General features: G+C 67.2%; 20 protein-coding genes and 2 pseudogenes. 13 read left to right on the forward strand and 9 right to left on the reverse strand.

From position 1 onward, the window contains the following. Positions 1 to 137 precede the first annotated feature (137 nt). From AB4Y92_RS16330 to AB4Y92_RS16345, 4 genes and pseudogenes are all read left to right on the forward strand, one after another. Positions 138 to 824: an FKBP-type peptidyl-prolyl cis-trans isomerase N-terminal domain-containing protein gene (locus AB4Y92_RS16330; RefSeq protein WP_441820612.1), complete on the forward strand. Its 687-nt coding sequence runs from the start codon at positions 138 to 140 to the stop codon at positions 822 to 824. A gap of 171 nt (positions 825 to 995) precedes the next feature. Further along, positions 996 to 1,870 (forward strand): annotated as a pseudogene (locus tag AB4Y92_RS16335) (NUDIX hydrolase). Continuing rightward, entirely contained in the window at positions 1,867 to 2,718 is an 852-nt protein-coding gene (locus AB4Y92_RS16340) for a sulfurtransferase (RefSeq protein ID WP_441820613.1), read from the forward strand. The pseudogene AB4Y92_RS16335 and the gene AB4Y92_RS16340 overlap by 4 nt, the downstream one beginning before the upstream one ends. A 279-nt stretch (positions 2,719 to 2,997) precedes the next feature. Further along, the gene (locus tag AB4Y92_RS16345) at positions 2,998 to 4,344 is read left to right on the forward strand and encodes a substrate-binding domain-containing protein (protein ID WP_441820614.1); all 1,347 of its coding nucleotides are present in this window, start codon (positions 2,998 to 3,000) and stop codon (positions 4,342 to 4,344) included. Between the two features lie 82 nt (positions 4,345 to 4,426). Here AB4Y92_RS16345 and AB4Y92_RS16350 read toward each other — a convergent pair whose 3' ends face one another. Further along, positions 4,427 to 5,179 carry an enoyl-CoA hydratase/isomerase family protein gene (locus AB4Y92_RS16350; RefSeq protein WP_441820615.1) on the reverse strand — a complete coding sequence of 251 codons (753 nt, stop codon included), beginning with the start codon at positions 5,177 to 5,179 and terminating at the stop codon, positions 4,427 to 4,429. Further along, complete coding sequence (locus AB4Y92_RS16355) at positions 5,176 to 6,729, reverse strand: DUF4139 domain-containing protein (RefSeq protein WP_441820616.1); 1,554 nt, start codon at positions 6,727 to 6,729, stop codon at positions 5,176 to 5,178. Before AB4Y92_RS16355 ends, AB4Y92_RS16350 begins: the two co-directional genes overlap by 4 nt. Before the next feature lie 38 nt (positions 6,730 to 6,767). Here AB4Y92_RS16355 and AB4Y92_RS16360 point away from each other — a divergent pair, with 38 nt between their 5' ends. Further along, positions 6,768 to 7,250, forward strand: coding sequence for a copper chaperone PCu(A)C (locus AB4Y92_RS16360; RefSeq protein ID WP_441820617.1), 483 nt, complete (start codon positions 6,768 to 6,770; stop codon positions 7,248 to 7,250). A 16-nt stretch (positions 7,251 to 7,266) separates the two neighbouring features. Here the strand turns inward: AB4Y92_RS16360 and AB4Y92_RS16365 are convergent, their stop codons facing one another. The 6 genes and pseudogenes from AB4Y92_RS16365 to AB4Y92_RS16390 all read right to left on the reverse strand — a co-directional run bounded on the left by AB4Y92_RS16365 (position 7,267) and on the right by AB4Y92_RS16390 (position 15,548). Then, positions 7,267 to 8,106: an alpha/beta fold hydrolase gene (locus AB4Y92_RS16365; RefSeq protein WP_441820618.1), complete on the reverse strand. Its 840-nt coding sequence runs from the start codon at positions 8,104 to 8,106 to the stop codon at positions 7,267 to 7,269. Between the two features lie 94 nt (positions 8,107 to 8,200). Continuing rightward, positions 8,201 to 8,593, reverse strand: a complete 393-nt coding sequence (locus AB4Y92_RS16370; protein ID WP_441820686.1) for an acyl-CoA thioesterase — start codon at positions 8,591 to 8,593, stop codon at positions 8,201 to 8,203. 197 nt (positions 8,594 to 8,790) lie between these two features. After that, positions 8,791 to 11,715 carry an excinuclease ABC subunit UvrA gene (gene uvrA, locus AB4Y92_RS16375; RefSeq protein ID WP_441820619.1) on the reverse strand — a complete coding sequence of 975 codons (2,925 nt, stop codon included), beginning with the start codon at positions 11,713 to 11,715 and terminating at the stop codon, positions 8,791 to 8,793. Positions 11,716 to 12,092: 377 nt separating this feature from the next. Next, positions 12,093 to 12,161, reverse strand: a pseudogene (locus tag AB4Y92_RS16380) (DUF6053 domain-containing protein); the annotation flags it as partial. 76 nt (positions 12,162 to 12,237) lie between these two features. Next, positions 12,238 to 13,140 (reverse strand): OmpA family protein, encoded by a 903-nt coding sequence (locus AB4Y92_RS16385; protein ID WP_441820620.1) that lies wholly within the window; start codon positions 13,138 to 13,140, stop codon positions 12,238 to 12,240. Positions 13,141 to 13,472: 332 nt separating this feature from the next. Then, the gene (locus tag AB4Y92_RS16390) at positions 13,473 to 15,548 is read right to left on the reverse strand and encodes a S8 family peptidase (protein ID WP_441820621.1); all 2,076 of its coding nucleotides are present in this window, start codon (positions 15,546 to 15,548) and stop codon (positions 13,473 to 13,475) included. Positions 15,549 to 16,042: 494 nt separating this feature from the next. On the opposite strand from AB4Y92_RS16390, the gene AB4Y92_RS16395 reads away from it, so the two are divergent. The 5 genes from AB4Y92_RS16395 to cgtA all read left to right on the forward strand — a co-directional run bounded on the left by AB4Y92_RS16395 (position 16,043) and on the right by cgtA (position 18,871). Then, entirely contained in the window at positions 16,043 to 16,270 is a 228-nt protein-coding gene (locus AB4Y92_RS16395; RefSeq protein ID WP_441820622.1) for a hypothetical protein, read from the forward strand. A 93-nt stretch (positions 16,271 to 16,363) separates the two neighbouring features. Next, the gene (locus tag AB4Y92_RS16400) at positions 16,364 to 16,663 is read left to right on the forward strand and encodes a hypothetical protein (protein WP_441820623.1); all 300 of its coding nucleotides are present in this window, start codon (positions 16,364 to 16,366) and stop codon (positions 16,661 to 16,663) included. A gap of 352 nt (positions 16,664 to 17,015) precedes the next feature. After that, positions 17,016 to 17,336 carry a 50S ribosomal protein L21 gene (gene rplU / locus AB4Y92_RS16405; protein WP_036113830.1) on the forward strand — a complete coding sequence of 107 codons (321 nt, stop codon included), beginning with the start codon at positions 17,016 to 17,018 and terminating at the stop codon, positions 17,334 to 17,336. Between the two features lie 12 nt (positions 17,337 to 17,348). Beyond that, entirely contained in the window at positions 17,349 to 17,609 is a 261-nt protein-coding gene (gene rpmA / locus AB4Y92_RS16410; RefSeq protein ID WP_031371911.1) for a 50S ribosomal protein L27, read from the forward strand. Between the two features lie 194 nt (positions 17,610 to 17,803). Continuing rightward, on the forward strand, positions 17,804 to 18,871 hold the full coding sequence (gene cgtA / locus AB4Y92_RS16415; protein ID WP_441820624.1) for an Obg family GTPase CgtA: 1,068 nt from the start codon (positions 17,804 to 17,806) through the stop codon (positions 18,869 to 18,871). Between the two features lie 259 nt (positions 18,872 to 19,130). Here cgtA and rpsT read toward each other — a convergent pair whose 3' ends face one another. Further along, positions 19,131 to 19,400 (reverse strand): 30S ribosomal protein S20, encoded by a 270-nt coding sequence (gene rpsT / locus AB4Y92_RS16420; protein WP_055910472.1) that lies wholly within the window; start codon positions 19,398 to 19,400, stop codon positions 19,131 to 19,133. Positions 19,401 to 19,552: 152 nt separating this feature from the next. Between rpsT and murJ the strand changes: the two genes are divergently transcribed. From murJ to ileS, 3 genes are all read left to right on the forward strand, one after another. Further along, positions 19,553 to 21,187, forward strand: coding sequence for a murein biosynthesis integral membrane protein MurJ (gene murJ / locus AB4Y92_RS16425; RefSeq protein WP_441820625.1), 1,635 nt, complete (start codon positions 19,553 to 19,555; stop codon positions 21,185 to 21,187). 151 nt (positions 21,188 to 21,338) lie between these two features. Further along, positions 21,339 to 22,373, forward strand: a complete 1,035-nt coding sequence (locus tag AB4Y92_RS16430; RefSeq protein WP_441820626.1) for a bifunctional riboflavin kinase/FAD synthetase — start codon at positions 21,339 to 21,341, stop codon at positions 22,371 to 22,373. Between the two features lie 86 nt (positions 22,374 to 22,459). Further along, positions 22,460 to 25,273: an isoleucine--tRNA ligase gene (ileS, locus tag AB4Y92_RS16435; protein ID WP_441820687.1), complete on the forward strand. Its 2,814-nt coding sequence runs from the start codon at positions 22,460 to 22,462 to the stop codon at positions 25,271 to 25,273. Positions 25,274 to 25,309 lie beyond the last annotated feature (36 nt).

Here is a 25,309-nt window from a genome sequence, read left to right on the forward strand (position 1 = left end):
GCGCTGCCGCCGGTATCCTAACCCGTCCTGTCCGGGGCTTTCGACCGCAGGGCTTTACACATTGGGGCATTGGAAAGTGCTCCCAGCTGATCGGGGCGGCGAAGGTCGCCCCGTGCCATTACCGGAGGTTTCACCGAATGAAGTTGCGTTTGATTGCTGCCGCCGTCGCGGCCCTGGCACTGACCGCCGGCAACGCCGTCGCGCAGGACACTTCTTCCGAGAAGGGCAAGCTGAGCTACGCGCTCGGCTACGACCTCGGCAGGAATGCCGTGGAAAGCGGCGAGCAGGTTGATGTGAACACCATCATCAAGGGTCTGCAGGACGGCTATTCCAAGAAGCAGCCGTCCGTGCCGGTCGAACAACTGCGCACTGCCGTGCAGAACATGCAGAAGCGCCAGACCGAGCGCGCCAAGGCCGAGTGGGACAAGGCCGCGGCCGAGAACAAGACCAAGAGCGAAACCTTCATCAACGCCAATAAGTCCAAGGCGGGCGTGAAGGTGCTGCCGAGCGGCGTGCAGTACCGCGTGATCGACAACGGCACCGGCGCCAAGCCGACGTCGGCGAGCACCGTGGCGCTGGAAGTGGCCGGCCCGTTCCCCTGGGGCGAGCGTCCGGCGCAGCCGCGTCCGGCCAACTCGATCCCGTCGATCAAGGTCAGCGACATCGAAATGAAGGCGATGCAGGAAACCCTGCTGCAGATGCCGACCGGTTCCAAGTGGGAAGTGACGCTGCCCTCGGCCCAGGCTTACGGCGCCGATCCGCGCACCCCGTTCCCGCCGAACGTGGCGGTGCAGTTCGAAATCAAGCTGGTCAGCGTCAAGTAATACGACCACGAAGCTCGAACGCAGTTGTGTGACGCACTTGCGCCGGCCCGTCCGGCGCAAGTCGTTTGTGGGGTCCGGCGGCGCATGCCAGGCATGGCGCCGATTTCCCGTTCTGCTTGCCGCTTGCGCGGCGAGGCTTTACCCGGCCGGCCCGCCAGGCAAAATGGCGGCATGGCCCCGGTGGACGATATGACGACTTTTCGCGCGGTGCTGAGCCCCTGCATCGGCGTATGCCAACTCAGCGACGACGGCCTGTGCATGGGCTGCCATCGCACCACCGCGGAAATCGCGCGCTGGTCGCAAATGAACGACGACGAACGCCTGCGCCTGATGGAAGACGTGCTGCCCAAGCGCGAGGCGGGGTTGCGGTGAGTTCCGACGCCGCCTCCGGCTCCGGTGCGTCGTCCGCGTTCGCCGGCAATTTTCTCGACGGCGATTCGCGCGCGCGCACGCGCTTGCTGGCGGCGCTGCATCCGCTCGACGCCGCGCCCGAGAGCGACGGTTGGAATCTCGACGATGTCACCGACCTGCTGCCCGACAACGCCCTGCACGCGCAGGCCGCGGTGCTGGTCGGTCTGGTGCCGCGCGGCGACGGCGTGCAGGTGCTGCTGACCCGGCGCACCGACGGATTGCGCCAGCACGGCGGGCAGGTCAGTTTTCCCGGCGGACGCATCGAGCCCAGCGACGAAGACGCGGTCGCCGCGGCGCTGCGCGAGACCGAAGAAGAAATCGGCGTGCCGGCGGCGTTGATCGCGCCGCTGGGGTTTCTCGATCCGCTGGTCACCATCACCGGTTTTCGCGTGTTGCCGCTGGTGGCGGTGATCGACCCGGCTTACGTGGCGCGGCCCGATCCGGCCGAAGTCGCGGAAGTGTTCGAAGTGCCGCTGACCTTCCTGCTGGACCCGGACAACCTCAGCACGCGCACGCTTGAATACAAGGGCCGCGCACGCCACGTGCTGGAATACCGATATCCGAGCCAGCGCATCTGGGGCGCGACCGCGTCGATGCTGCTCAACCTGCGACAACGACTGGAGGCTGCGCGATGACCGCTTGGACCACCCTGGTATCGGCCGAGGATCTGGCCGCGGCGCTGGGCCGCGAAGATCTGATCGTCATCGATACCCGCACCTCGCTCACCGATCGCGCGGCCAGCGAGAACGCTTACCGGCAATCGCACATCCCGGGCGCGCGTTACGCCGACCTGGATCGCGACCTGTCGGATCATCGCAAGACCTCCGGCGGCCGCCACCCGTGGCCGGACGCCGCCGATTTCACCGCCACCCTGGGCCGCTGGGGCATCACGCCGCAGCATCAGGTGGTGGTCTACGACGCCGCCGACGGCGCACTCGCCGCTTCGCGCCTGTGGTTCCTGCTGCGCGTGCTCGGCCATCGGCGCGTGGCCGTGCTCGACGGCGGCTGGCAGCGCTGGAGCGCGCTCGGCTTGCCGACTGACGCTGAAATTCCGACGCCGCAAGCGACGCAATACGAAGCGAGCTTCGATGCGCGCCGCCTGCTCGATGCGCAGGACGTGCGCGCTTTGCTCGACTCCGGCGGCCTGCTGATCGATGCGCGCGCCGGCGAGCGTTTTCGCGGCGAAGTCGAACCGCTGGATCGCGTCGCCGGGCACGTGCCGGGCGCGAGCAATCGCGCGTACTCCACCAACCTGGCCGACGGCCGCTTCAAATCGCCGGAAGCGCTGGCGTCGGAGTTCGCGCCGTTGCTTGGCGGGCGCGAGCCGGCGCAAGTCGCGGCGATGTGCGGCTCGGGCGTGACCGCTTGTCATCATCTGCTGGCGATGGCGCACGCCGGTTTCGACGGCGCGGCCTTGTACACCGGTTCCTGGAGCGGCTGGATCGAAGATTCGCGGCGGCCGATCGCTACCGGCGAAGGCTGACGGCTCCGTCGCCGGCGTCCGATCCGGTCGCACAGCGAGCAGTTGCTTGTTTCGAGTAGTTCGTTCGCGACGACAAGTGCGACGCAAATCGACGCCTGCATCGTTTTTTGCGCCGCGAATTGTGCGATTGCCGCACGCGCGGCGCGTTCGCGCGACACCACCCAACTGTGCGGAATAAGTCGATCGCTTAACGTTATTGAAGTGACGCACGTCGCGTAACGGCCGCGTCACAGGCCGCGCCCATCCTTGCGCGCAATTCGCACAGGGGGAGTGCGCGCCATGCTGCGTGCCGTCGTTTCGCCGTTCTTGTTGGTTTTTGCCTTCGTCCTTTCAGCCTTCGCCGCGCCCGCCGACGCGCAGGACGCCGAGCGTGTGCGCATCCGCGGTTCCAACACCCTGGCGCATGCGCTGGTGCCGGAGGTCGCGCAATCGTGGCTGCGCGATATCGGCTACACCGGCATCCGCGTGGACCGGTCGAAACCGGCGCTGACCGAAATCCACGCCACTCGCGACGGCCAGCCCCTGATTGTGGAAATCGGCGCCAGCGATTCGGCGCGCGGTTTCAACGATCTGATCGAAGGCCAGACCCAGATCGCGATGATGACCCGGCGTCCGAACGCGGCCGAGCTCGATGCCGGCTGGCAACTCGGCGATCTGGGCACGCCCGATCAGGAATTCGTGATCGCGCTCGACGGCGTGGCGGTGGTGGTCAATCGCAACAACCCGGTCGTGCGCCTGGATTTCAATCAATTGCGCGCGTTGTTGTCCGGGCAATCGCACGACTGGCGCGAACTCGGCGCCGCCGGGCAAGTGCATGTGCATCTGGATTCCAGCGCCGGCGCGGTGCGCGATCTGATCAACGAGCGGGTGATGCGCGGCGCCGCCTTCGCCGAAGCGCAACAACATGCGAACGCGCGCGAACTGATCGCCGCGGTCGCCGCCGATCCGCTCGCGATCGGCCTGATTCCGCTCGGCGAACATTACGGCGCCGGCACCAAGCCGCTGGCGATCGCCGACGGCGGCCGCGCGATCGCGCCGACTCGCACCGAGGTGTTGAGCGAGGACTATCCGCTGAGCCGGCGCCTGTATCTGTACGGCGGCCAGATGATGGGCGCGCTCAGCCGCAGCTTCGCCCTGTATGCGATGACCCGGCCCGGCCAGCGCGCGGTCGCGCGCAGCGGTCATGTCGCGGTGACGCTGGTGCCCGGGCGCGAACGCCGCGTCACCCTCGGCCCGGGCGAATACCGTCAGCTGGTCGATAACGCCGTGCGCCTGCCGCTGAGCCTGCGCTTCAACTTCAACGGCCCCAGCGAAAGCGGCGTGGCGGCGAGCGTGTACGACAGCCGCGCGGTGCGCGACCTCGACCGTCTGCGCGCGTTCATGCAATTGCCGCCGAACCGCGGCCGGCGCCTGTTGGTGATCGGTTTCGCCGATGTCAGCGCCGGTTCGACGATGGCGGCGATGATGATGAGCAACGATCGCGCCGACCTGATCGCGCAGGAACTGGTTTCGCGCGGGCTCAAGGTGCAGCAGGCGCGCGGCATGGGCACCGCGTTGCCGGTGGCCGGCCCGCGCGACGCGGCGGCGCGTTATCGCAATGAGCGCGTCGAGGTGTGGCTGCTTTGAAGCGAGGAACGAGTGCGTAGGAGTGAGGAGTGAGTGAAAGCCCTTACTCACTTCTCACTCCTGCGCACTCGTTCCTGCTACATCACTTGCCCAGCTTGGCCACCAGCGCTTTCAACGCGATCTGCGTATCCGGCGAGTACCAGGATTCGACGAAGCGATCGAGCTCGATATGCTCCTGCCGCAGGGCTTCGATCAGGTCGGCGCGGGCCAGGGCGCGGGTCTGCAGCATCGCGCTGCGCGGCAGGCTCAGCAGTTGCTGCAGCCACTCGCGCGCGTGCTCGGAAACCGCGTCGATCTCGACCAGTTCATCGACCAGGCCGATGCGCAGCGCGGTTTCGGCGTTCACCATCGCGCCGGCCACCAGCAGGCGTTCGGCGCGATAGGTGCCGACCACGCGCCGCATCAGGCGCTGGATGCCTTCCGGCGCGACCAGGCCGACCTGGGTTTCGTTGAGGCCGATGCTGTAATTGCCCGAGGCCATCACCCGGTAATCGCAGCACAGGGCCAGCACGCAGCCGCCGGCCGGCGCATGGCCGGCCATAGCCGCGACCACCGGCACCGGCGAGGAGGCCAGTGTGCGGCTGAGGCCGAAGAAGGCCTGCCAGGCCAGCAGCAGATGATCGCGCTGATCGCCGAGCGAGAGCAGGTAAGGCACGTCCAGACCCGCGGAGAACACCTTCGGCCCGCCGCTGAGCACGATGCCGTGGGCGCCATGCAGGATCGCCTGTTCGATCGCTTCGCGCGCGGTGTTGCACAACACCGGATTGAGCGCGTTGACCGGCGCGCGCGCCAGCTTGATTTCGACGATGTCGCCGTGTGTCTGCATCTCTATCATGGTTTGACGTCCTGGGGCCAGCGGTAGCGCACGGTGTAAGTCAACTTGGTTTCGCCTTCGGCCGGCACGGGCACCTCGAACTGAGCGTGGCGCGCGTCCTTCTTCTTCGACGGCAGGCTGGAGGACACGATCTCCCAATCGGTCCAACGCGGCAAGGGTTCGGTGACGCGAACCGTGGCGAGATTCTTCTTCGCGTTCTTCACGGTGATCGCGAACGATTCGGTGATGGTCCGTCCGGTACGGTCGAGCTGGAACGCGGTGGCTTCGCGCTTGCCGCTCAGGTCGAAGACTTTGCCGAGTTCGAGCTTGATGTCGGCGCCCGACGGGGTGTGCTCGAGCTGGGATTCGCCGAGGAAATCGCCGCCGTCGAAAGCGCGCACGCGCCCGGCCGGCAACGGCAGGCCCAGGCCGGAGGCCTTGTCGTTCTTGAACTCGACCTTGGACAGCACCGGGATGTCGCCGGTCTGGCCGCCGTAGCCGCGATCGACCAGCGGCGTCGGCGGTTGCCAGCCGTTGTCGCTGGCTTCCAGCGAGTAGATGCGTTCGCAGGCGACCGCGTCGTTGCGCGGGAACAGCGCGATGCGTTCGGTGCCGCCGTTGTTCAGGCTGGCCGGTTGCGACAGATCGTAGGCGTGGTATTCACCGGCGGCGCGCTGCACGACCGGGCCGGCTTCCATCGGCGCCGGCAAGGCCGGCATCGCCGCGTCCATGGCGCGCGCCTCGGCATACATTTCCGGAGGCGCCGAGCGCGTGCGATTGGGCTCGCCCGCGACCAGGCTCAGGCGCACGTCGTTGAAGGCGCGGCCGCTGCGATTGGCGACCAGCGCCGCGCCGTCCAGCGCCAGCTTGCAGCCGCCGCCGGAGGCGAGGGTGGCGCGGTATTCGGCGCGCCAGGCCATGCCGCCCATGGGATAGCTCAATACGAAATCGGCGTTGCCGGCCTGCGCGGCATTGACCGTCCACTGCAGCGCCGACTGGCGCGGCAGCACGTTGTCGTTATCGACCAGGCTGAAGCTGTCGTAGCTGCGGATGACCTTGACCCGGCCGTCGTCGAGGGCGAGGGTGAGGCCGTCGCCGGCCGCCAGCAGCACGCCGCTGTCGGTCTGCTTGGCGCCGCCGGCGGTGTGTTCGACGCTGACCTTGCGGCCGATGGCGACGCCGACCACGTTCTGCGCGCCGGAGACCGGCGCGATGTAGCGCTGTCCCACCACGCTGACGCCGGGGCTGCGCGGCTGCAGCACCGCGGCCTCGATGTCCATCGACGGCGGCAGCGGTTTGTCCGACAGCGAATTGCCGCCGCGCTTGAGATCGAAGCGCAGCGGGCGTTCGACCAGGGCGTAGCCGGGCATGCCGGCGCTGGCGCTGCGCACGTTGGCCAGCGACTCGTAGTCGCCGCTGTAGACGGTCAGGCGGGTCGCGCCGCCGCTGCGCGCATCGCCGCCGTCGGCGTCGGCCGACGCGGTGGGTGCGGATTTGCCGGCATCGTCGCCGGAGGGGGAGGAACAGGCGCTCAGGGCCACGGCCAGGGCGAGCAGGCTCAGCTGTTTCATCGTCAACTCCATTGATGCTCGGGGGTTATGATAGGCCGATGAACGTATCGAGCATCCGAACGGGGTTGGCGCTTGCGGCTTTGATCGCCGCCGGCACGGCATTCAGCGTCGCGGCGAAGTCGCCGCCGAAGGCCGCCGCGGCCACGGCCGGCTGTCTGGCCCAGGTGCGCGAAGGCTGGGTGCGCTTGCCGCCGATGCAGATGCCGATGATGGCCGGGTTCGGCCGCATCGAGAACCGCTGCGCGGCGCCGGTGGTGATCGTCGGCGCGAGCAGCGCGGCCTTCGCCGACGTGTCGCTGCACGAGACCCGCATCGTCGATGGGGTCAGCAAGATGCGCGCCTTGCCCGAACTGCGCATCGCCCCGGACGGCGCGGCGGTGCTCAAGCCCGGCGGCATGCATCTGATGCTGATGCAGCCGCATGCGCCGCTCAAGGAAGGCAGCCGCGTGGCGATCGAATTCCGGCTCAAGGACGGCGGCTCGCTGTTGGGCGAGTTCGAGGTGCGTAAAGCCGCGCCCTGAAGGCCGGCGCGCTCGGTCAGTCCGCGGCGCGCAGATGGCCGACCACTAACGCGGCGCTGCGCTGCGGGTCTTCCACGAACGGCAGATGGCCGACGCCGTCGAGCACGAACACGGCATCGGAGCCGAAGATCCGCGCCAGCAGCGCGCTGGCGGCGGTCGGCGTGATGCGATCGTCGGCGCCCCAGATCACCCGGGTCGGAACACGCGACTCGGCGATGCGGCGGTACCAGGTTTCACCGTCGTGGATCGGCAGCTGGCGCACGCTGGCGAGCAGCGCGGCGGGGAAATGCGCCGGACGCAGCACGAAGCGCAGCAGCTCGCGAACGCGTTCGCGCACCGGTTCGGCGGTGGAGTAACGATCGGCGCGGCCCAGCAGCAGGCGCGAGGCCAGCAGCGGCAGCAGCAGGTCGCCGATCACCGGCGCCAACACCAGGCGCTCGCCCGGGCTGAAGCGGGTGGCGACGCCGTCGGGCGCTATCAACACGATCTTGTCGACCCGTGCCCGGAACGACTGCGCGAAGGCGGCGGCGAGAATGCAGCCCGACGCCAATCCGATCAGCGAGACCGGCTCGCTCAGCTTCAAGCCGTCGAGCAAGTCGGCGATCTGCCCGACGTGCGCATCCAGATCGGCGCGACCCTCGCGATAAGGCGAGGAGTGGCCGCGGCCGGGCAGGTCGTAACGCAGCACGCGGAATCCGGCCGCGATCAACGGCGCGATCAACGGCTCCCAAACCGCCAGCGGCAAGGTCGATCCGGGCACCAGCACGACGACGGGACCGCTGTCGCCGTCGAAGGCGTAGTGCGTGGTCGAGCCGCGATGCCGCAACAGCCGGTGTTGCCGGTCGATATCGTTCATGGCCGCCGAGCGCAGATTGGGTGGGCCAATGCTACGCGACGGTCGCGGCACGCCGTCGGCATCGATCGGCCGACGGCTTACCGGGGCGCCGGCTTCAACCGGCCGAGCAGGCCGCGCGCACGGGCTCGGGCAACGCCGCCGGTTGGCCGGTGTCGCGATGGATCCACACCAGCACGACGTTGCCGTCGCAATAAATCGCCGATTCGTCGTGAGCGCCGACGATGCGATGGCCGATGCTCAGGCTGGTGTTGCCCAGGCGTTCGACGAACAGCTCGACATCGATTTCGTTCGGCCATTCGATCGGCCGGCGATAGTTCAGATGCGCGGCGGCGACTACCGGCGCGACGTGTTCGTCCATGCCGTGGCCGGGCAGGGTCACCATCCAGCGCAGGCGCGCTTCCTCCAGATAGCTGAGGAACTGCGAATTGTTGACGTGGTTGAAGGCGTCAAGGTCGCGCCAACGCACCGACAACGGGATGCGGATCAATGCGGGCTGGACGGCGGGCGCCTGCGCCGCGACTGCGTTTGCCGTTGCGTTGGAAACCGCAGGCTGAGCGGTTACCGCGTTGTCGGTAACCGCCGCTGCTTCGGCCTGCTTGCGCGAACGCGGGCTGCGCTTGCGCGGCGCCGGCTTGGCCTTGCCGGCGTCGCGGCCGGCCGCCGGGGCCTTCTTCTTGCTATCGCTCATGCAGCGGATTTCTTCTTGGCGCGCGCGGCCGGCGCATCGGATTTCGCCGCCGGTTTCTTCTTCGCCGGCTCAGCGGGCTTGGCCTTCTTCGGCGTGCCCAGCAGCGGTGCGAGGAAGTGGCCGGTATGCGAATGCGGCAGCGCGGCGATGTCTTCCGGCGTGCCGGTGGCGAGGATGGTGCCGCCGCGATGGCCGCCTTCCGGACCCAGGTCGATGACCCAGTCGGCGGTCTTGATCACGTCGAGGTTGTGCTCGATCACCACCACCGTGTTGCCGTCGTCGCGCAGGCGGTGCAAGACCGCGAGCAGGTGCTCGATATCGTGGAAATGCAGGCCCGTGGTCGGCTCGTCGAGGATGTACAGCGTGCGCCCGGTGTCGCGGCGCRAGAGTTCCTTCGACAGCTTCACGCGCTGCGCTTCGCCACCCGACAGCGTGGTCGCGCTCTGGCCCAGCTTGATGTAGCTCAGGCCGACGTCCATCAGCGTTTCGAGTTTGCGCGCGATGGTCGGCACCGCCTCGAACAGGCTCAGCGCCGCTTCCACCGTCATCGACAGCACGTCGTTGATGTTGTAGCCCTTGTACAACACCTCCAGCGTCTCGCGGTTGTAGCGCTTGCCGTGGCAGACGTCGCAAGGCACGTACACGTCCGGCAGGAAGTGCATCTCGACCTTGATCAGGCCGTCGCCCTGGCAGGCCTCGCAGCGGCCGCCGCGCACGTTGAAGCTGAAACGGCCCGGCGAATAGCCGCGCGCGCGCGCCTCGGGCACCTGCGCGAACAACTCGCGCAGCGGCGTGAACAAGCCGGTGTAGGTGGCCGGATTGGAACGCGGCGTGCGCCCGATCGGCGACTGGTCGATGTCCACGACCTTGTCGAACAGCTCGATGTTCTCCACCGACTTGTACGGCGCCGGGGTTTGCGAAGCGCCGTTCAACTCGTTGGCGGCGATCACGTACAGCGTGTCGTTGATCAGCGTGGACTTGCCCGAGCCCGACACGCCGGTGACGCAGGTCAACAGGCCCGAGGGGATGTGCAGATCGACGTCCTTGAGGTTGTTGCCGGTGGCGCCGCGCAGATGCAGGGTGGTCTTCGGGTTCGGCTTGTGCCGGGTCTTGGGGATTTCGATCTTGCGCTTGCCGCTGAGGTACTGGCCGGTCAGCGAACGCGGCGCTTTCAGGATGTCGGAGAATTGGCCCTGGGCGACGATCTCGCCGCCGTGCACGCCGGCGCCGGGGCCGATATCGACGATGTAGTCGGCCAGGCGCATCGCGTCTTCGTCGTGTTCGACCACGATCACGGTGTTGCCCAGGTCGCGCAGGCGCGTCAGCGTGCCGAGCAGGCGCTCGTTGTCGCGCTGGTGCAGGCCGATCGACGGCTCATCGAGCACGTACATCACCCCGACCAGTCCGGCGCCGATCTGGCTGGCCAGACGGATGCGCTGGGCTTCGCCGCCCGACAGCGAGTCGGCCTTGCGTTCCAGGGTGAGGTAATCCAGGCCGACATCGACCAGGAAGCGCAGGCGATCGACGATCTCCTTGACGATCTTGACCGCGATCTCGCCACGCCAGCCCGGCAGTTCCAGACCCTTGAAGAAATTCAGCGCTTCATCGACCGGCAGCACCACCAGGTCCGGCAGCGGACGCTCGGCGACGAAGACGTTGCGCGCGGCGCGGTTGAGGCGCGCGCCGCCGCAGTCGGGGCAGGGGCGCTGGCTGATGAACTTCGCCAGTTCCTCGCGCACCGCCGCCGATTCGGTCTCGCGGTAACGCCGCTCCAGGTTCGGCACGATGCCTTCGAAGCGATGCTTGCGCTGGCTGCGGCCGCCGTTCTCGGTGATGTAGTTGAAGCTGATCTGCTCATCGCCGCTGCCGTACAGCACCGCCTGTTGCTGAGCCGCGGTCAGCGACTGCCAGGGCGTATCGACGTTGAACTTGTAGTGTTTGGCCAGCGACTGGATCAGCTGGAAGTAGTAGGCGTTGCGGCGATCCCAGCCGCGCACCGCGCCGGCCGAGAGCGACAGCTCCGGATGCACGACCACGCGCGCGGGATCGAAGAATTCCGCCACGCCCAGGCCGTCGCAGGTCGGGCAGGCGCCAACCGGCGAGTTGAACGAGAACAGCCGCGGCTCGAGCTCGGGCAGCGAGTAATCGCAGACCGGGCAGCTGTACTTGGACGAGAACAGCAGCGGCGCGGTCTCGGCGTTGTCCAGCGATTGCACCTGGGCCATGCCGTCGCCGAGCTTGAGCGCGGTTTCGAACGATTCGGCCAGGCGCTGCTTGATGTCGTCGCGCGGACGGAAGCGATCGACCACCGCTTCGATGGTGTGCTTGACGCGCAAGGCCAGCGGCGGCACCGCGTCGATCTCGTACAACTGGCCGTCCACGCGCACGCGCACGAAGCCCTGCGCGCGCAGTTGCTCGAACACTTGCGCGTGTTCGCCCTTGCGTTCGCGGATGACCGGCGCGAGCAGCATGTAGCGCTGTTCCGGATCGAGCGCGATGGCCTGATCGACCATCTGGCTGACGGTCTGCGCTTCCAGCGGATAGTGATGGTCCGGGCAGCGCGGCGAGCCGACGCGTGCGTACAGCAGGCGCAGGTAGTCGTAGACCTCGGTGATCGTGCCGACGGTCGAACGCGGGTTGTGCGAGGTGGATTTCTGCTCGATCGAAATCGCCGGCGACAAGCCTTCGATGTGGTCCACATCGGGCTTTTCCATCACCGACAGGAACTGCCGGGCGTAGGCCGACAGCGATTCGACGTAGCGGCGCTGGCCTTCGGCGTAAATGGTGTCGAAGGCCAGCGAGGACTTGCCCGAGCCGGACAGTCCGGTGATCACGATCAGCTTGTCGCGCGGCAGATCGAGATCGATGTTCTTGAGGTTGTGCGTCCGCGCGCCGCGGATGCGGATGTAGTCCAGCGCCATCGGGTGCCTGCAAGGGGGGAGAGTCGCCGGCGCGAAAGGCGACGGCGAACAGGGGAGCGTATCGAGTGGGGAAGGTGGGGGCAAATCCGCCGAACCAAAGCGCGCGAGGGCGTCACCGGCGATGTCATGCCGGGCCCGTGGGGCTTGGGATTCAGGCGTCGGCGCCGGACGGGCCCGGGATCGCCGTGAACGCGGCGGACTGATCCGGCAAAGCCGATTGCGCGAACTGGATGGGGCGAGCGGGCGGTTGCGGGCCGCGGGTGGCCCGGTGTCCGTCAGCGCAGATCGGCCCAGGCCGTTGCAGGCAGCCCTTGAGCCGAGCCCGATGCCCGGCACTCAGGGCCGCGAACCGAGCGCTGGCAACTTGTTGAAGGGCTTCAGCTCCGTGACGGCTTCAGCCCCGGGTCGGCTGTTGTGGGAGGGGCTTCAGCCCCGATGCTTTTCGTTCAGATCGCCGCGTCGGAACGAAAAGCATCGGGGCTAAAGCCCCTCCCACAGGTTCACCGAAGCCCTTTCCCAGGCTTACTTGACCACGCTGAAGCGCAACGGCGTGGTCGTGGTCCCCGGCTCGCCGCGAGTATCGAGAGCCCCCGGATTGACCCCGTTGACGATCAACTGAACCTTCACCGCTTCGGCGCGCTGGCGCGACAGGATTTCGTTGTCGGCGGCCTGGCCGGCGCCGCCGCCCGGGCCGACGATTTCGTAGCGCGCGTCCTTGGGCCCGGCCGCGATGGCCTTGGCCGCGCGACTGAGGATGTCCAGGCTGGCCGGGGCGATGCGCGCGCCGCCGTCGTCGAAGCGCAGGTTGATCTGGTTCAGCGCCTTGGCGATGTCGGCGGGGCCGGACTTGCCCGGCTCCAGCGCGGCCAGGGCCTGGGCGGCGGCGTCGCTGGACGCGGCGGTGCCGCCGACGCCCTCGAACAGGCCGCCGTAGCTGARACCGGGGAACAGGGTCTTGGCCTTCTCCAGCAGCACGGCGCGGTCGGCGTCGTTGACCTGGCCGCTGAGCTCGATCTTGTTGCCTTCGAAATTCACCGCCACCCCCGGCATGGTCAGCGCGGCGGCGAACTGCGGCAGCTTGTCCTGCCACGGCGCCGGCTTGGCGGCCTTGTCGGCGTTGAGGGTGCCGGCGATCTGGCCGGCGTAGGCCTGGGCCAGGGCAATGGTCAGGGCCTTGCGCGTGGCCTCGCTATCGACGGTGCCGTCGTAGCGGATCGCGCCGTTGTTGTTGACCAGGCTGAGCCTGGCGTCGAAGCGCACCACCGGCGCGGCCGCGGCGGCCGGAGCGGCGCCATCGGCGGGCGCGGCATCGGTGGAGGGCGCGTTGCGGTTGCAGGCGCTCAGGCCGGCGAGCGCGGCCAGCAGCAGGCCGCCGGCGAGATAGGAAGAGCGGGGCGTGCGGGAAACGGGCAGGGCGGTGCGCATGGAGTCTCCGCTGGGATGGGGCTTGGGGGGAAACGAGGTGATGCGGTGCGTGCGAGGCGGCGTTGCACGCGGCCACCGACAGTGGAGTGCGAAAGCGGGCCTCAAGTTCCGGCGAATTCGATGCCAGATTGCGTGCTTCTTCGCTCGTCATTCCCGCGAACGCGGCAATCCCGCGTCTCTCGCGCGAAAACCCGCGAAGCCCGCCGATGCCCGCCGATGCCCGCTTTCGCGGCAATCACGAACGGCAAACCGGCGAACGAATCCGCCGCGGCAACCCTCAGAAAAACAAAGGGCCCGGCACACCGGGCCCTTCGTCCTTGCTTACGCTGCTATCAGCGGCTGGAGTTGTACGTGATCGAAACCGGATCAGCGCATTCCTGCGTACCGTTGTTGCACAGCTTGTAGCTCATGGTGCCGCTGCCGATGATGCGGAAGGTATCGGTGTTGGCGCCGGTGTTGCGCACGGTCTTGAGGATCGCGCCGTTGCGGTACACGTCGATGTTCTTCTTGCCCTTCTCCCACGACAGGTTCACCGAGGTGCGGTGGTTGGACATGGCGCTGGCCTTGGCTTCGACGCGACGCGGATAGTTGGCGTCGACGAAGCTGGGGTACAGCGACATGCCGGCCGAAGCGCGGTAGCCCTTGACCTGGACGTACCACACGCCGCCCTGCGGGGTCGGGAAGAAGCAGGTCTCGTTGTTGGACGAGGTGAACGGACGGCAGTCGTAGGACGTGCTGGTCGGTTCCGCGCCGTACTTGACGTAGATGTCCGAGTCGCCGGTGCCGCCGTACATGGCGAACAACAGGTTCGACGCGCCGTTCGGAACCAGCAGCTGGTACTTGATGATGCCGTTGGCGCCGACTTCGATGTTGGTCACGGTGACGCCGTTTTCCAGCTCGATCGCCGGTTCCGGTTCCGGCGGGACCGGATCGGGCGGCAGCGGTTCGGTGCCCTTGGCCACGGCGACGGCGTAACGCGCATCGACGATGCCCGCGCCGCACCAGTTGGCGAAGCTGCAGCCGCCCGGCTGACCGCCGACGTGGGCGGTGTTGACCAGGATCTTCTCGATCTCGGCCGGGGTCTTCGGCGTGGTCACCGCCGACTGCATCAGCGCGACCACGCCGGCGACGTGCGGCGCCGCCATCGAGGTGCCGGCCATCCACGCATAACCTTCGCCCGCTTGTTCGTGCGCGCCCAGGTTCAGGGTGGACAGGATGTTGTCGGCCGCCGGCACCACGCCGGTACCGCCGGGAGCGGCGACATCGACCTTGGGACCGAAGTTGGAGTAGCTGGCCAGCGCGCCGGTCGGACCGACCGCGGACACCGCGATCACGTTGTCGCAGTTGGCGGGCGAGAAGTTGGCGACGTCGCCGCCGGAGTTGCCCGCGGCGATGACCACCGTGGTGCCGCGCGAACGGGCGCCGGCGAAGGCCACCTGTTCGGCCGCCGAGCAAGCGCCGCTGCCGCCGAGGCTGAGGTTGATGACTTCGGCCGGGGTGGTGTTGTCCGGCACGCCCGCGACGCTGCCGCCGGAGGCCCAGGTCACCGCGTCGATGATGTCGGAGGTGTAGCCGCCGCACTTGCCGAGCACGCGTACCGGCTGAACCTTGGCGCCGTGCGCGACGCCGGCCACGCCGGTGGCGTTGTTGGTCACCGCGGCGATGGTGCCGGCCACGTGGGTGCCGTGCCAGCTGCTGTCGTCGGGCTGGCCGAACAGATCGCATTCGCCGTCGTGCCAGTCGCCCGGATCGTTCGGATCCGCATCGCGGCCGTCGCCGTCGACGCTGACTTCCGGATCGACGATGAAGTCGTAGCCCGGAATGATGTTGGCGTTGAGATCGCTGTGCGGGGTGATGCCGGTGTCGAGCACCGCGACCACGATGCCGTCGCCGGTGGCGATGTCCCAGGCCGGTTCGAGGTTCAGGCCGCCGGGGCCGTTCTTGTAATGCCACTGCTGCGCATAGGCGGGGTCGTTGGGGACCATCGTCTTGTGCTTCAGCGTGTCGGGAATGACTTCGATGATGCTCGGGTCCTGCTTCATCAACTCGATCGCCAGTTCCTTCGTCGCGGCGGCGTCGAGCGCGGTATCGGTCTTGATCAGGTTCGAGCCGGTGGCGAGCGTGCGCAGCGGCATGATGCCCAGGCCGAGCGTGCTGGCGGCCTTGGAATAGAGCTGGCTGCTGGAAACGGCGGCCTTGCTGGAGGCGCCGGCGGCGCGGGTGATGATGAAGCGGTTATGAGTTTCGGCGGCGGCCTGCTTGGCGGCTGCCTTGGGCGCGACCACCTTGGCCACATGCGCCTTGTTGACGGCTTGGAACTTACCGCTGGAGTAGGCCACCGGCGCGATAATCGCCGCCGTCGCCAGCGCCAGAGCGGTCCATTTCATCGAACGTGCTTTGCGAGTCATGACAAACATCCTTGATCCTTCGTTTCGCATGATCCCCTTCGCATCCCCTGTTTAGCGTCGGGCCTTGGTCCGCGGCAGGCGTGCCGTTCTACCTCCGCGGGACTTCCTTGCGCAGCGCGCCCGGCGCGCATCGGCGCCGGCGTGCTGCAGGGTTGGATCGCGGACGCACTCTCCCGTTTCCATGCGCGCGCGGCGACATGGAAAACAAGAACACGTGCATCCGATTGCGCGCGGCAAAGCCGCTGCGCCGTAAACCGGTTTGACCGACGACTGCAAACCACATGCAGGAAATCCCCGAAGAACGCGACCGCCTCATCCTGGCGCGCATGCGTCGCATACGCTGCGCATCGATGCGGCTGTTCCTTGTCGCGCGACCCCCTGCAAGTCGCTCGCGTTCGAAACTAATTGAGCGCGCCCGGTGCGTGCAAGTGTCATCGAAGCTGTGATAGCCGCATGAATGCGACTGAGCGCACATACACGCACAATGCATACAGATGGTGCGATTTTCGATGCTGGCGGCAGGGCCTGGAAAATCAGCGGTTTTTATCGATCTGGGCGGCTTGGCCGCGGGGCGCGGCGATTTTCACGCTCGATCAGGTTTCTTTCAGAACTGTGAACTGAGTCGGCCTATTTTTAGCGGGCGCGTCTGCGGTTTTTATGAACTGCTACACGATTCTTCCGCAGCTTTGCGACGCGGCGCGATTTTTGCGCTGTCGGGGTGAAGAGGCTTCACGCGTTGGGAACTTGCGGTGTTGCAGGGGCGAAACGTGTTTGGAGCGGCGCGATGCGTGCGTGTGCATCGGCGATGTTTGTCGATGTGTTCGCGGCTGCGGCAGTGGATCGAGATCGTCGTCATGGTCTCGAATGCGCCTTTCGATACGAGCCTGCGGGTTGAATACGACGGCCATCGACCTTCCGACGATTGCCGTCATTCCCGCGAACGCGGGAATCCAGCGGCTTTCGTGCGACCACGTCAAAGTCACTGGATTCCCGCGTTCGCGGGAATGACGAGCAAAGGCGAAGCGAACAAGGGCGGGTTGTTTAGATTTCCTGAGGTGCCGGAACCGGTGTTGCGATTTTGGAGCCTGCAGGCGGTGATCATCCCGCGCCGGTAGCCGAGCCGGCGCCCAGCCGGCCGTCCAGCGTCGTTCGCCGGCCTGCCGGCCATGCTCCTCCGGGCCGGCGGACGAAGCCGGGCCGGGGCCGGGCCGAAGTCGGGCTGGCGCGCCGAGATCTGCCCTGAATGCCTCGGATCGACCCAGAATTGATGTAACTATTTGATTTTAAATGCCGAATTCACGGCGGACAGCGCCGCCACCCGGTCCGGCCACAACCCCCAGGCCGGGCCCGCCGCCCGCGCGACTTCCCCATAGTTGCCGTAACTCGCTGAAGTCCCTACAATTCCGCTTCTGTCCGCCCGCAGTTGGGCGCCGGCAGGACCAAAAATAACTACAGAGGAATCTGGTCATGTACGCAGTACTGGTCACCGGCGGTAAGCAATACCGCGTGATGCAAGGCGAGACGCTCCGCGTCGAGCTGCTCGATGTCGAAGCCGGCAGCGAAATCAAGTTCGATACCGTCCTGATGCTCGGCGACGGCGAAGGCGTGAAGCTCGGCGACGCGCTCAAGGGCGCCAGCGTCACCGCGAAGGTCGTCGGCCACGGCCGCGCCGACAAGGTGCGCATCGTCAAGTTCCGCCGCCGTAAGCACCATCGCAAGCAGATGGGCCACCGTCAGCACTACACCGAAATCGAAATCACCGGCATCGCCGGTGGTGACAACAAGTAAGGAGCAGCAGCCATGGCACATAAAAAGGGCGTAGGTTCCACCCGCAACGGCCGCGACTCCAACCCGAAGTACCTGGGCGTGAAGATCTACGGCGGTCAGGCCATCGAAGCGGGCAACATCATCGTGCGTCAGCGCGGCACCCAGTTCCATCCGGGCGCCGGCGTCGGCCTCGGTCGCGACCACACGCTGTTCGCGCTGGTCGATGGCAAGGTCGAGTTCTCGACCAAGGGCCTGAAGAAGCGTCGCACCGTCAGCGTCGTCGCCGCCGAGTAATTCCGGCGCGATGTCCTGCGAGGAGCCCCGCTTCGGCGGGGCTTTTCGTTTGTACGCCGGGAATCGGGAATGGGGAGTCGGGAATCGTTGAGCCGACTATCACTTCCGTTCTCGGCGACTCAGGCGCAAGGCGTTAAAATCATGTCGAACTGCTGTACCGATTCCCCATTTCCGATTCCCCATTCCCGGCTCTTATGAAACTCGTAGACGAAGCAGAAATCCAGGTCATCGCCGGCAACGGCGGCAACGGCTGCATCGGCTTCCGTCGCGAGAAGTACATTCCGCTGGGCGGGCCGGACGGCGGCGACGGCGGCAGCGGCGGCAGCGTGTTCATCGTCGCCGACGAGAACGTCAACACCCTGGTCGATTTCCGCCATCAAAAGCAGTTCCGCGCTCAGCGCGGCGAGAACGGCATGGGTCGCCAAGCCTACGGCAAGGGCGGCGAAGATCTGGTCATCACCGTGCCGGTCGGTACCGTGGTCACCAACGTGGAAACCGACGAAATCATCGGCGACCTGACCGCGCACGGCGACCGTCTGCTGGTCGCGCGCGGCGGCAAGGGCGGCCTGGGCAACATGCATTTCAAGAGCTCGGTCAACCGCACGCCGCGCAAGGCCCTGCCGGGCCTGCCGGGCGAGGAGCGCGAGCTCAAGCTGGAGTTGAAGCTGCTGGCCGATGTCGGCCTGCTCGGCTTCCCGAACGCGGGCAAGAGCACGCTGATCCGCGCGGTCTCGGCGGCGACGCCGAAGGTCGCGGACTATCCGTTCACCACCTTGTATCCGAACCTGGGCGTGGTCAGCGTCGAAGCGCATCGCAGCTTCGTGATCGCGGACATTCCCGGCCTGATCGAGGGCGCGGCCGACGGCGCCGGCCTGGGCGCGCAGTTCCTACGCCATCTGCAGCGCACGCGTCTGCTGTTGCACCTGGTCGATATCGCGCCGATGGAAGGCGGGGTCGAGGGCGTGAGTCCGGCCGAGCAGGTGCGGGCGATCGAGAACGAGCTGCGCAAGCACGATCCCGAATTGCTGGCCAAGCCGCGTTGGCTGGTGCTCAACAAGGCCGATCTGCTGCTGGAAGAAGAGCAGCAGGCGGCGGCGAAGGCGATCATCGACGAACTGGGCTGGACCGATCGCTGGTATCTGGTCTCGGCCATCAGCCGCGACGGCACGTTCCCGATCATGCAGGACGTGATGGCGTTCTTCGACCGTCAGCGCGCGGACGCCCTGGAAGCGGCGAACGCTGCCGGCGAACATGTGCCCTGAGCCGCGGGCTCGGCGTTATCGCATCGTCATCGGCTCGCGGCGCGCAATGCGCCGCAGCGCCGGCGCTCGCGGCTTCAATCTGACTTCACACCTCGCGCCGATCATGCGCGACGTGCCGCACGACCACTCCCGTTCCGCATCCGTCTCCCGCGCCGCCGCGCGGGCAGGGGCGCGCGCCTGCGCCGGACAAAACACGCACGCAAACAAAAGCCCGGCCGAAGCCGGGCTTTTGCATGCACAAGTCCTTGCGGACTGCGTATCAGGCGGCGGACAGCGCCTTGATGCGGGCCGTCAGACGGCTCTTGTGGCGGGCGGCCTTGTTCTTGTGGATCAGGCCACGGGAGCTGAAACGGTCGAGGATCGGCTGAGCGACGTCGAACGCGGACTTGGCACCGGCGGCGTCGTTCTCGCCGAGGGCCTTGAGCACCTTCTTGACGGCGGTACGCAGCATCGAACGCTGACTGGCGTTGCGGGCGTTACGCACGACAGTCTGCTTGGCGCGCTTCTTGGCGGACTTGATGTTTGCCACGGGTGGATTCCTGAAAAATTTAGGCTGTTAAGCGTTGAAGAAACTAAGCGAGGAACTACGGTTGAAAAAGCGGTTCAATTCGCAGTTGCGGAAAATCAGACCCAAAAGTATGGCCGATTCAGTGGGTTGGGTCAACTGGCTGGAGGCGCGGGATGAGTAAGGGCGGCGGTTTGTTGCGCTCCTCGGTCATTTTCAGCGCCATGACCCTGATCTCGCGGGTCTCGGGGCTGGTCCGCGACCAAGTGTACGCCTGGCAGTTCGGCGCCAGTCCGGCCATGGACGCGTTCTTCATCGCGTTCAGGATTCCGAACTTCATGCGCCGGATCTCGGCCGAGGGCTCGTTCTCGATGGCCTTCGTGCCGGTCCTGGCCGAGTACAAGGAAAAACAGGACCACGCCGCGGTCAAGGAACTGGTCGATCGGGTCACCGGCACCCTGACCGCCGCGCTGCTGACGATGACGGCGGTGGTGGTGCTGGCCGCGCCCTGGGTCATGCAGTTGTTCGCCCCGGGCTGGGACCCGCTGAGCGAGCAGTACCGGCTGGCCACCGAAATGCTGCAGATCACCTTCCCGTACGCCTTGTTCATCTCGCTGGCCTCGCTGGCCGGCGGCATCCTCAACAGCTACGAGAAATTCGCGATCCCGGCCCTGTCGCCGGTGCTGCTGAACATCTCGATGATCGCCGCGGCGGTGTGTTCGGTGCCGCTGACCCAGCCGTTCAACGTCAACCCGGTGCTGGCGCTGGCCTGGGGCGTGTTCTTCGCCGGCATCTTGCAACTGGCGTTCCAGTTGCCGGCGCTGGCCAAGCTCGGGCTGCTGCCGCGGCCGCGCTGGGGCGGGGCGCACCAGGGCGTGCGCAAGATCATGCGGCTGATGGTGCCGACCTTGTTCGGCTCATCGGTGGCCCAGGTCAATCTGCTGCTGAACACGGCGCTGGCCTCGTTCCTGATCGTCGGCAGCGTGAGCTGGCTGTACCTGACCGACCGCTTGCTCGAATTCCCGCTGGGCATGTTCGGCGTGGCGATCGGCACGGTAATCCTGCCGCACTTGTCCAAGCGCCATGCCGCCACCGACACCGACGGCTATTCGAAGGGGCTGGATTGGGGTTTCCGCCTGTGCCTGCTGATCGGCGTGCCGGCCTGCCTGGGGCTGGTGCTGTGCGCCGAGGCCCTGATCGCGGCCCTGTTCCAGTACGGACGGCTGCATGCGCACGACACCGAGATGATCCGCCTGAGCCTGATGGCGCAATCCACCGCGGTGCCGGCGTTCTTGCTGGTGAAAGTGCTGGCGCCGGCGTTCTATTCGCGCCAGGACACCAAGACCCCGGTCAAGTCGGCGGTGGTGTCGGTGCTGGTGAACCTGGCTTCGACCGTGCTCCTGCTGCTGGCGGTGCTGTACCTGACCGACGCCGGCCAGGTCGCGCTGGCCAAGACCGGCGGCGATCCGCGCGAAGCCCTGGGCGAAATCCCCGGCGCGCACGCCTGTCTGGCGGCGGCGATCGCGATCGCCGGCTGGACCAATGCGCTGCAACTGGCCTGGTATCTGCGCCGGGCCAAGGTCTATCGGCGCCAGCCGGGCTGGGGCCGGTTTCTGCGCCAGATCGGCGTGGCCAGCGTGGCCATGACGGTGGTGGTGCTGAGCCTGCTGTGGCTGTGGCAGGACTGGACCGTGTGGCCGTGGTGGGAGCGCCTGATCAAGCTGGCGGTGGTGGTCGGCGCCGGTGGCGGCGCCTACGGCGCGCTGCTGTGGCTGCAGGGCATCCGCCTGCGCGATCTGCGCGGCCACTGAGGCCAACGCCGCGGCGATGGCGGCCCGCCGCCGCCATCGTCGGCGATTGACCGTTGCCGGTGCCGTTGAGACTTGCGGGCGGCGGCTATACTTCCTTATTCATCCTTCGAGCATGTCCCGGGTTCGCCCGGGATCCCACGCCAGAATATTAATGAGCAGGCTGTTTCGTGACGTCGATAGCGGGCCGCGTTGCCCGCACGGCAGTGTGGTCTGTATCGGCGCCTTCGATGGCCTGCATCTCGGGCATCGCGCGCTGGTGCGCCACACGGTTTCGCGCGCGCACGCGCTGGGCTTGCCCGCGGTGGCGCTGAGTTTCGAACCGTTGCCGCGTGAGTTCTTCGCCCCCGGCGCGCCGCCGCCGCGGCTGCTGTTGCCGCGCGCCAAGGCCGAGGGCCTGTTGGCGCTGGATGCCGACCAGGTCGGCCTGCTGCGTTTCAACAAACGGTTGAGCAGCCTGAGCGCGGAAGAATTCGTCGAGCGCGTGCTGGTCCGGCGACTGGCCGCGCGCGAAGTCTGGGTCGGCCCGGAGTTCCGTTTCGGCAAGGCGCGCGGCGGCGATATCGCGCTGCTGCGGCGCATGGGCGAAAGCGCCGGCTTCAGCGCGCACGAAATCGAACCGGTGCACCTGGACGGCGAGCGCGTGTCCAGCACCCGCATTCGCGAAACCATCCTGGCCGGCGATTTCACCGCCGCGGCGCGGCTGCTCGGCCGCCCGTACGCGATCGGCGGCCACGTCGTGCACGGCAAGCAGCTCGGCCGCACCCTGGGCTTTCCGACCGCCAACCTGCGTTTCGGCGGCAGGACTCCGGCCTTGTCCGGCATCTACGCCACCTGGGTGCACGGCGTCGGCGATCGGCCCTGGCCGTCGGTGTCGAGCCTGGGCACGCGGCCGACCGTGGCCGGGGTGGAGCCGCTGCTGGAAGCGCATCTGTTCGATTTCGACGGCGACCTGTACGGTCGCAGGATCGAGGTCGAATTCGTCGCCCACCTGCGCGCCGAGCTCAAGTTCCCCGACCTGGCCTCGCTGACCACGCAGATGCACCGCGACGCCGCGCAAGCGCGCGAGCTGCTGCACCTCGATGCGCAGCGCCGGCCGCCGTACGCATCGCCTGTTTCGCAACACGACCCTCGACGTGCGTCTACGTCGCCAGCTCAAGCCGCAAGCGCGGCCGAGAAAACTGCCTGAGACCCGCTGTGACCAACGACCCGAGCCAATCCGCCCCCGGCAATCCGTACAAGGCCACCTTGTTGCTGCCGGAGACCGACTTCCCGATGCGCGGCGATCTGCCCAAGCGCGAGCCGGAAACCCTGGCGCGCTGGGAGAGCGAAGGTCTGTATCAGCGAATTCGCGAAAAGACCGGCGGCCGCGAGCGCAGCTTCGTCCTGCACGACGGCCCGCCGTACGCGAACGGCGAGATCCACGTCGGCCACGCGGTCAACAAGGTGCTCAAGGACATCGTGGTCAAGTCCAAGCTGCTGGCCGGCTTCGACGCGCCCTACGTGCCGGGCTGGGATTGCCACGGCCTGCCGATCGAGCACAAGGTCGAGAAGGAATTCGGCAAGGTCGGCGACAAGCTCGACGCCGCCGCGTTCCGCGCCAAGTGCCGCGAATACGCCACCACCCAGATCGACCTGCAGCGCCGCGGCTTCAAGCGCCTGGGCGTGACCGGCGATTGGGACAACCCGTACCGCACCATGGATTTCCGCTACGAGGCGGACATCATGCGTTCGCTGGCGAAGATCGTCGAACGCGGCCATCTGCTGCGCGGCTCCAAGCCGGTGCACTGGTGCTTCGACTGCGGCTCGGCGCTGGCCGAGGCGGAGATCGAATACCAGGACAAGGAATCCACCCAGATCGATGTCGGCTACGTCGCCAAGCACGCGCGCTCGCTCGCGGCGCTGTTCGGCGCGGCGATCGACGACGACACTCTGATCGCGGTGCCGATCTGGACCACCACGCCGTGGACGCTGCCGGCCAGCCTGTCGGTCACCGTCGGCCCGGAGCTCGACTACGTGCTGGTAGACGGCCCGCAGCGCGCCGACGGAGGCCGCCGCTTGCTGGTGCTGGCCGAGGCGCTCGCGGCCAAGGCGCTCAAGCGCTACGGCATCGAAGACGTGGTCGTGCACGGCCGCGCGCGTGGCGTCGAACTCGAAGGCCAGCGCCTGCAGCATCCGTTTTACGCCGAGCGCGAACTGCCGGTGCTGGTGGACAGCTACGTGTCGGCCGAAGACGGTACCGGCATCGTCCACAACGCGCCCGGTCACGGCCAGGAAGACTATGCGGTCGCGCTGAAGTACGGCCTGCTGGATCACTACACGCCGGCGCAGTTCAATCCGGTCGATGGGCGCGGCCTGTATCTGCCGTCGACGCCGCCGGCCGATCAGCACGCGCTGGCCGGCGTGCATATCTTCAAGGTCGATCCGATCATCCTGGAAGTGCTCAAGGCGCACGACGTGCTGTTGGCGTCGGGCCGGCTCAAGCACAGCTATCCGCACTGCTGGCGCCACAAGACGCCGGTGGTGTTCCGCGCCACGCCGCAGTGGTTCATCTCGATGGATCAGGCCGGGCTGCGCCGCGACGCGCTCGACGCGATCGGCGGCGTGTCGTGGGTACCGGGCTGGGGCGAGGCGCGCATCTACAACATGATCGAGGGCCGTCCGGACTGGACGATCTCGCGCCAGCGCTACTGGGGCGTGCCGATCGCGCTGTTCTTCGATCGCGAAAGCGGCCAGCCGCATCCGCGCACGGTCGAGATCATGCGCCAGGTCGCCGACGCGGTCGAACGCGAGGGTGCCGACGCCTGGTATGCGATGACCGCCGAACAATTGCTGGGCGATGAAGCCGGCAACTACGAGAAGGTCAACGACATTCTGGATGTCTGGTTCGACTCGGGCACCAGCCACGAGTGCGTGCTCGCGCAGCGTCCGCAGGACGGCCTGCGCAAGCCGGCCGATCTGTACCTGGAAGGCTCCGACCAGCATCGCGGCTGGTTCCACAGCGCGCTGCTCAGCGGCGTGGCGATGGACGGCGCGGCGCCGTACCGACAAGTGCTGACCCACGGCTTCACCGTGGACGAGCACGGCAAGAAGATGTCCAAGTCGATGTTCAACGCGCTCGCGCCGGAGAAGGTCACCGACACCCTGGGCGCGGACGTGCTGCGCCTGTGGGTGGCATCGACCGAGTTCCGCAACGAGATGACGGTCTCCGACAAGATCCTCAAGCAGAACGCCGATGTCTATCGCCGCATCCGCAACACCGCGCGCTTCCTGCTGGGCAATCTGAGCGGGTTCGATCCCACCCGCGATCTGGTCGGCCTGGACGAGATGGTCGCGCTGGATCGCTGGATCGTGCATCGCGCCGCCGAGCTGCAGGACCGCATCGCCTCGGCCTACGAGCGTTACGACTTCGCCGAAATCGTGCAGGCGCTGTCGAATTTCTGCAGCGTCGATCTGGGTTCGCTGTACCTGGACGTGACCAAGGACCGCCTGTACACGATGCAGGAAAACTCGCGCGGCCGGCGTTCGGCGCAGAGCGCGATGTACCGCATCGCGGAAGGCTTCGTGCGCTGGATCGCGCCGATCCTGGCGTTCACCGCCGACGAAATGTGGCGCCACCTGCCGGCCAACACCGAGCACGGCCCGCGCGAAGACAACGTGCTGTTCACCACCTGGTACGACGGTCTGGCCTTGTTGCCGGCCGACGCGGTGTTGTCCGATGAAGACTTCAAGCGCCTGCTCGGCCTGCGCGACAGCGTCGCCAAGACCCTGGAGCCGATGCGCGCCGCCGGCCAGATCGGCGCCGCGCTGGAAGCGGAGATCTCGCTGCGCTGCGGCGTCGCCGATCAGAACTGGCTGGCGCCGCTGGCCGATGAGCTGCGCTTCTTGTTCATCAGCGGCGATGTGGAAGTGATCGCCGACGACGACATCAAGGACATCGCCGTGCTCGCCGCGCGCACCGGCAAGACCAAGTGCGTGCGCTGCTGGCATTACCGCGCCGATGTCGGCGTGGACGAGCAGCATCCGGACCTGTGCGGCCGTTGCGTGAGCAATGTCGCAGGCCCGGGCGAGGACCGTCACTGGTTCTGAGTTGCGCGCACCCGCGCGCGGCGTTAAGGCCGCGCG

This window comes from Lysobacter sp. TAB13, from assembly GCF_052113885.1.
GTDB lineage: Bacteria > Pseudomonadota > Gammaproteobacteria > Xanthomonadales > Xanthomonadaceae > Lysobacter > Lysobacter gummosus.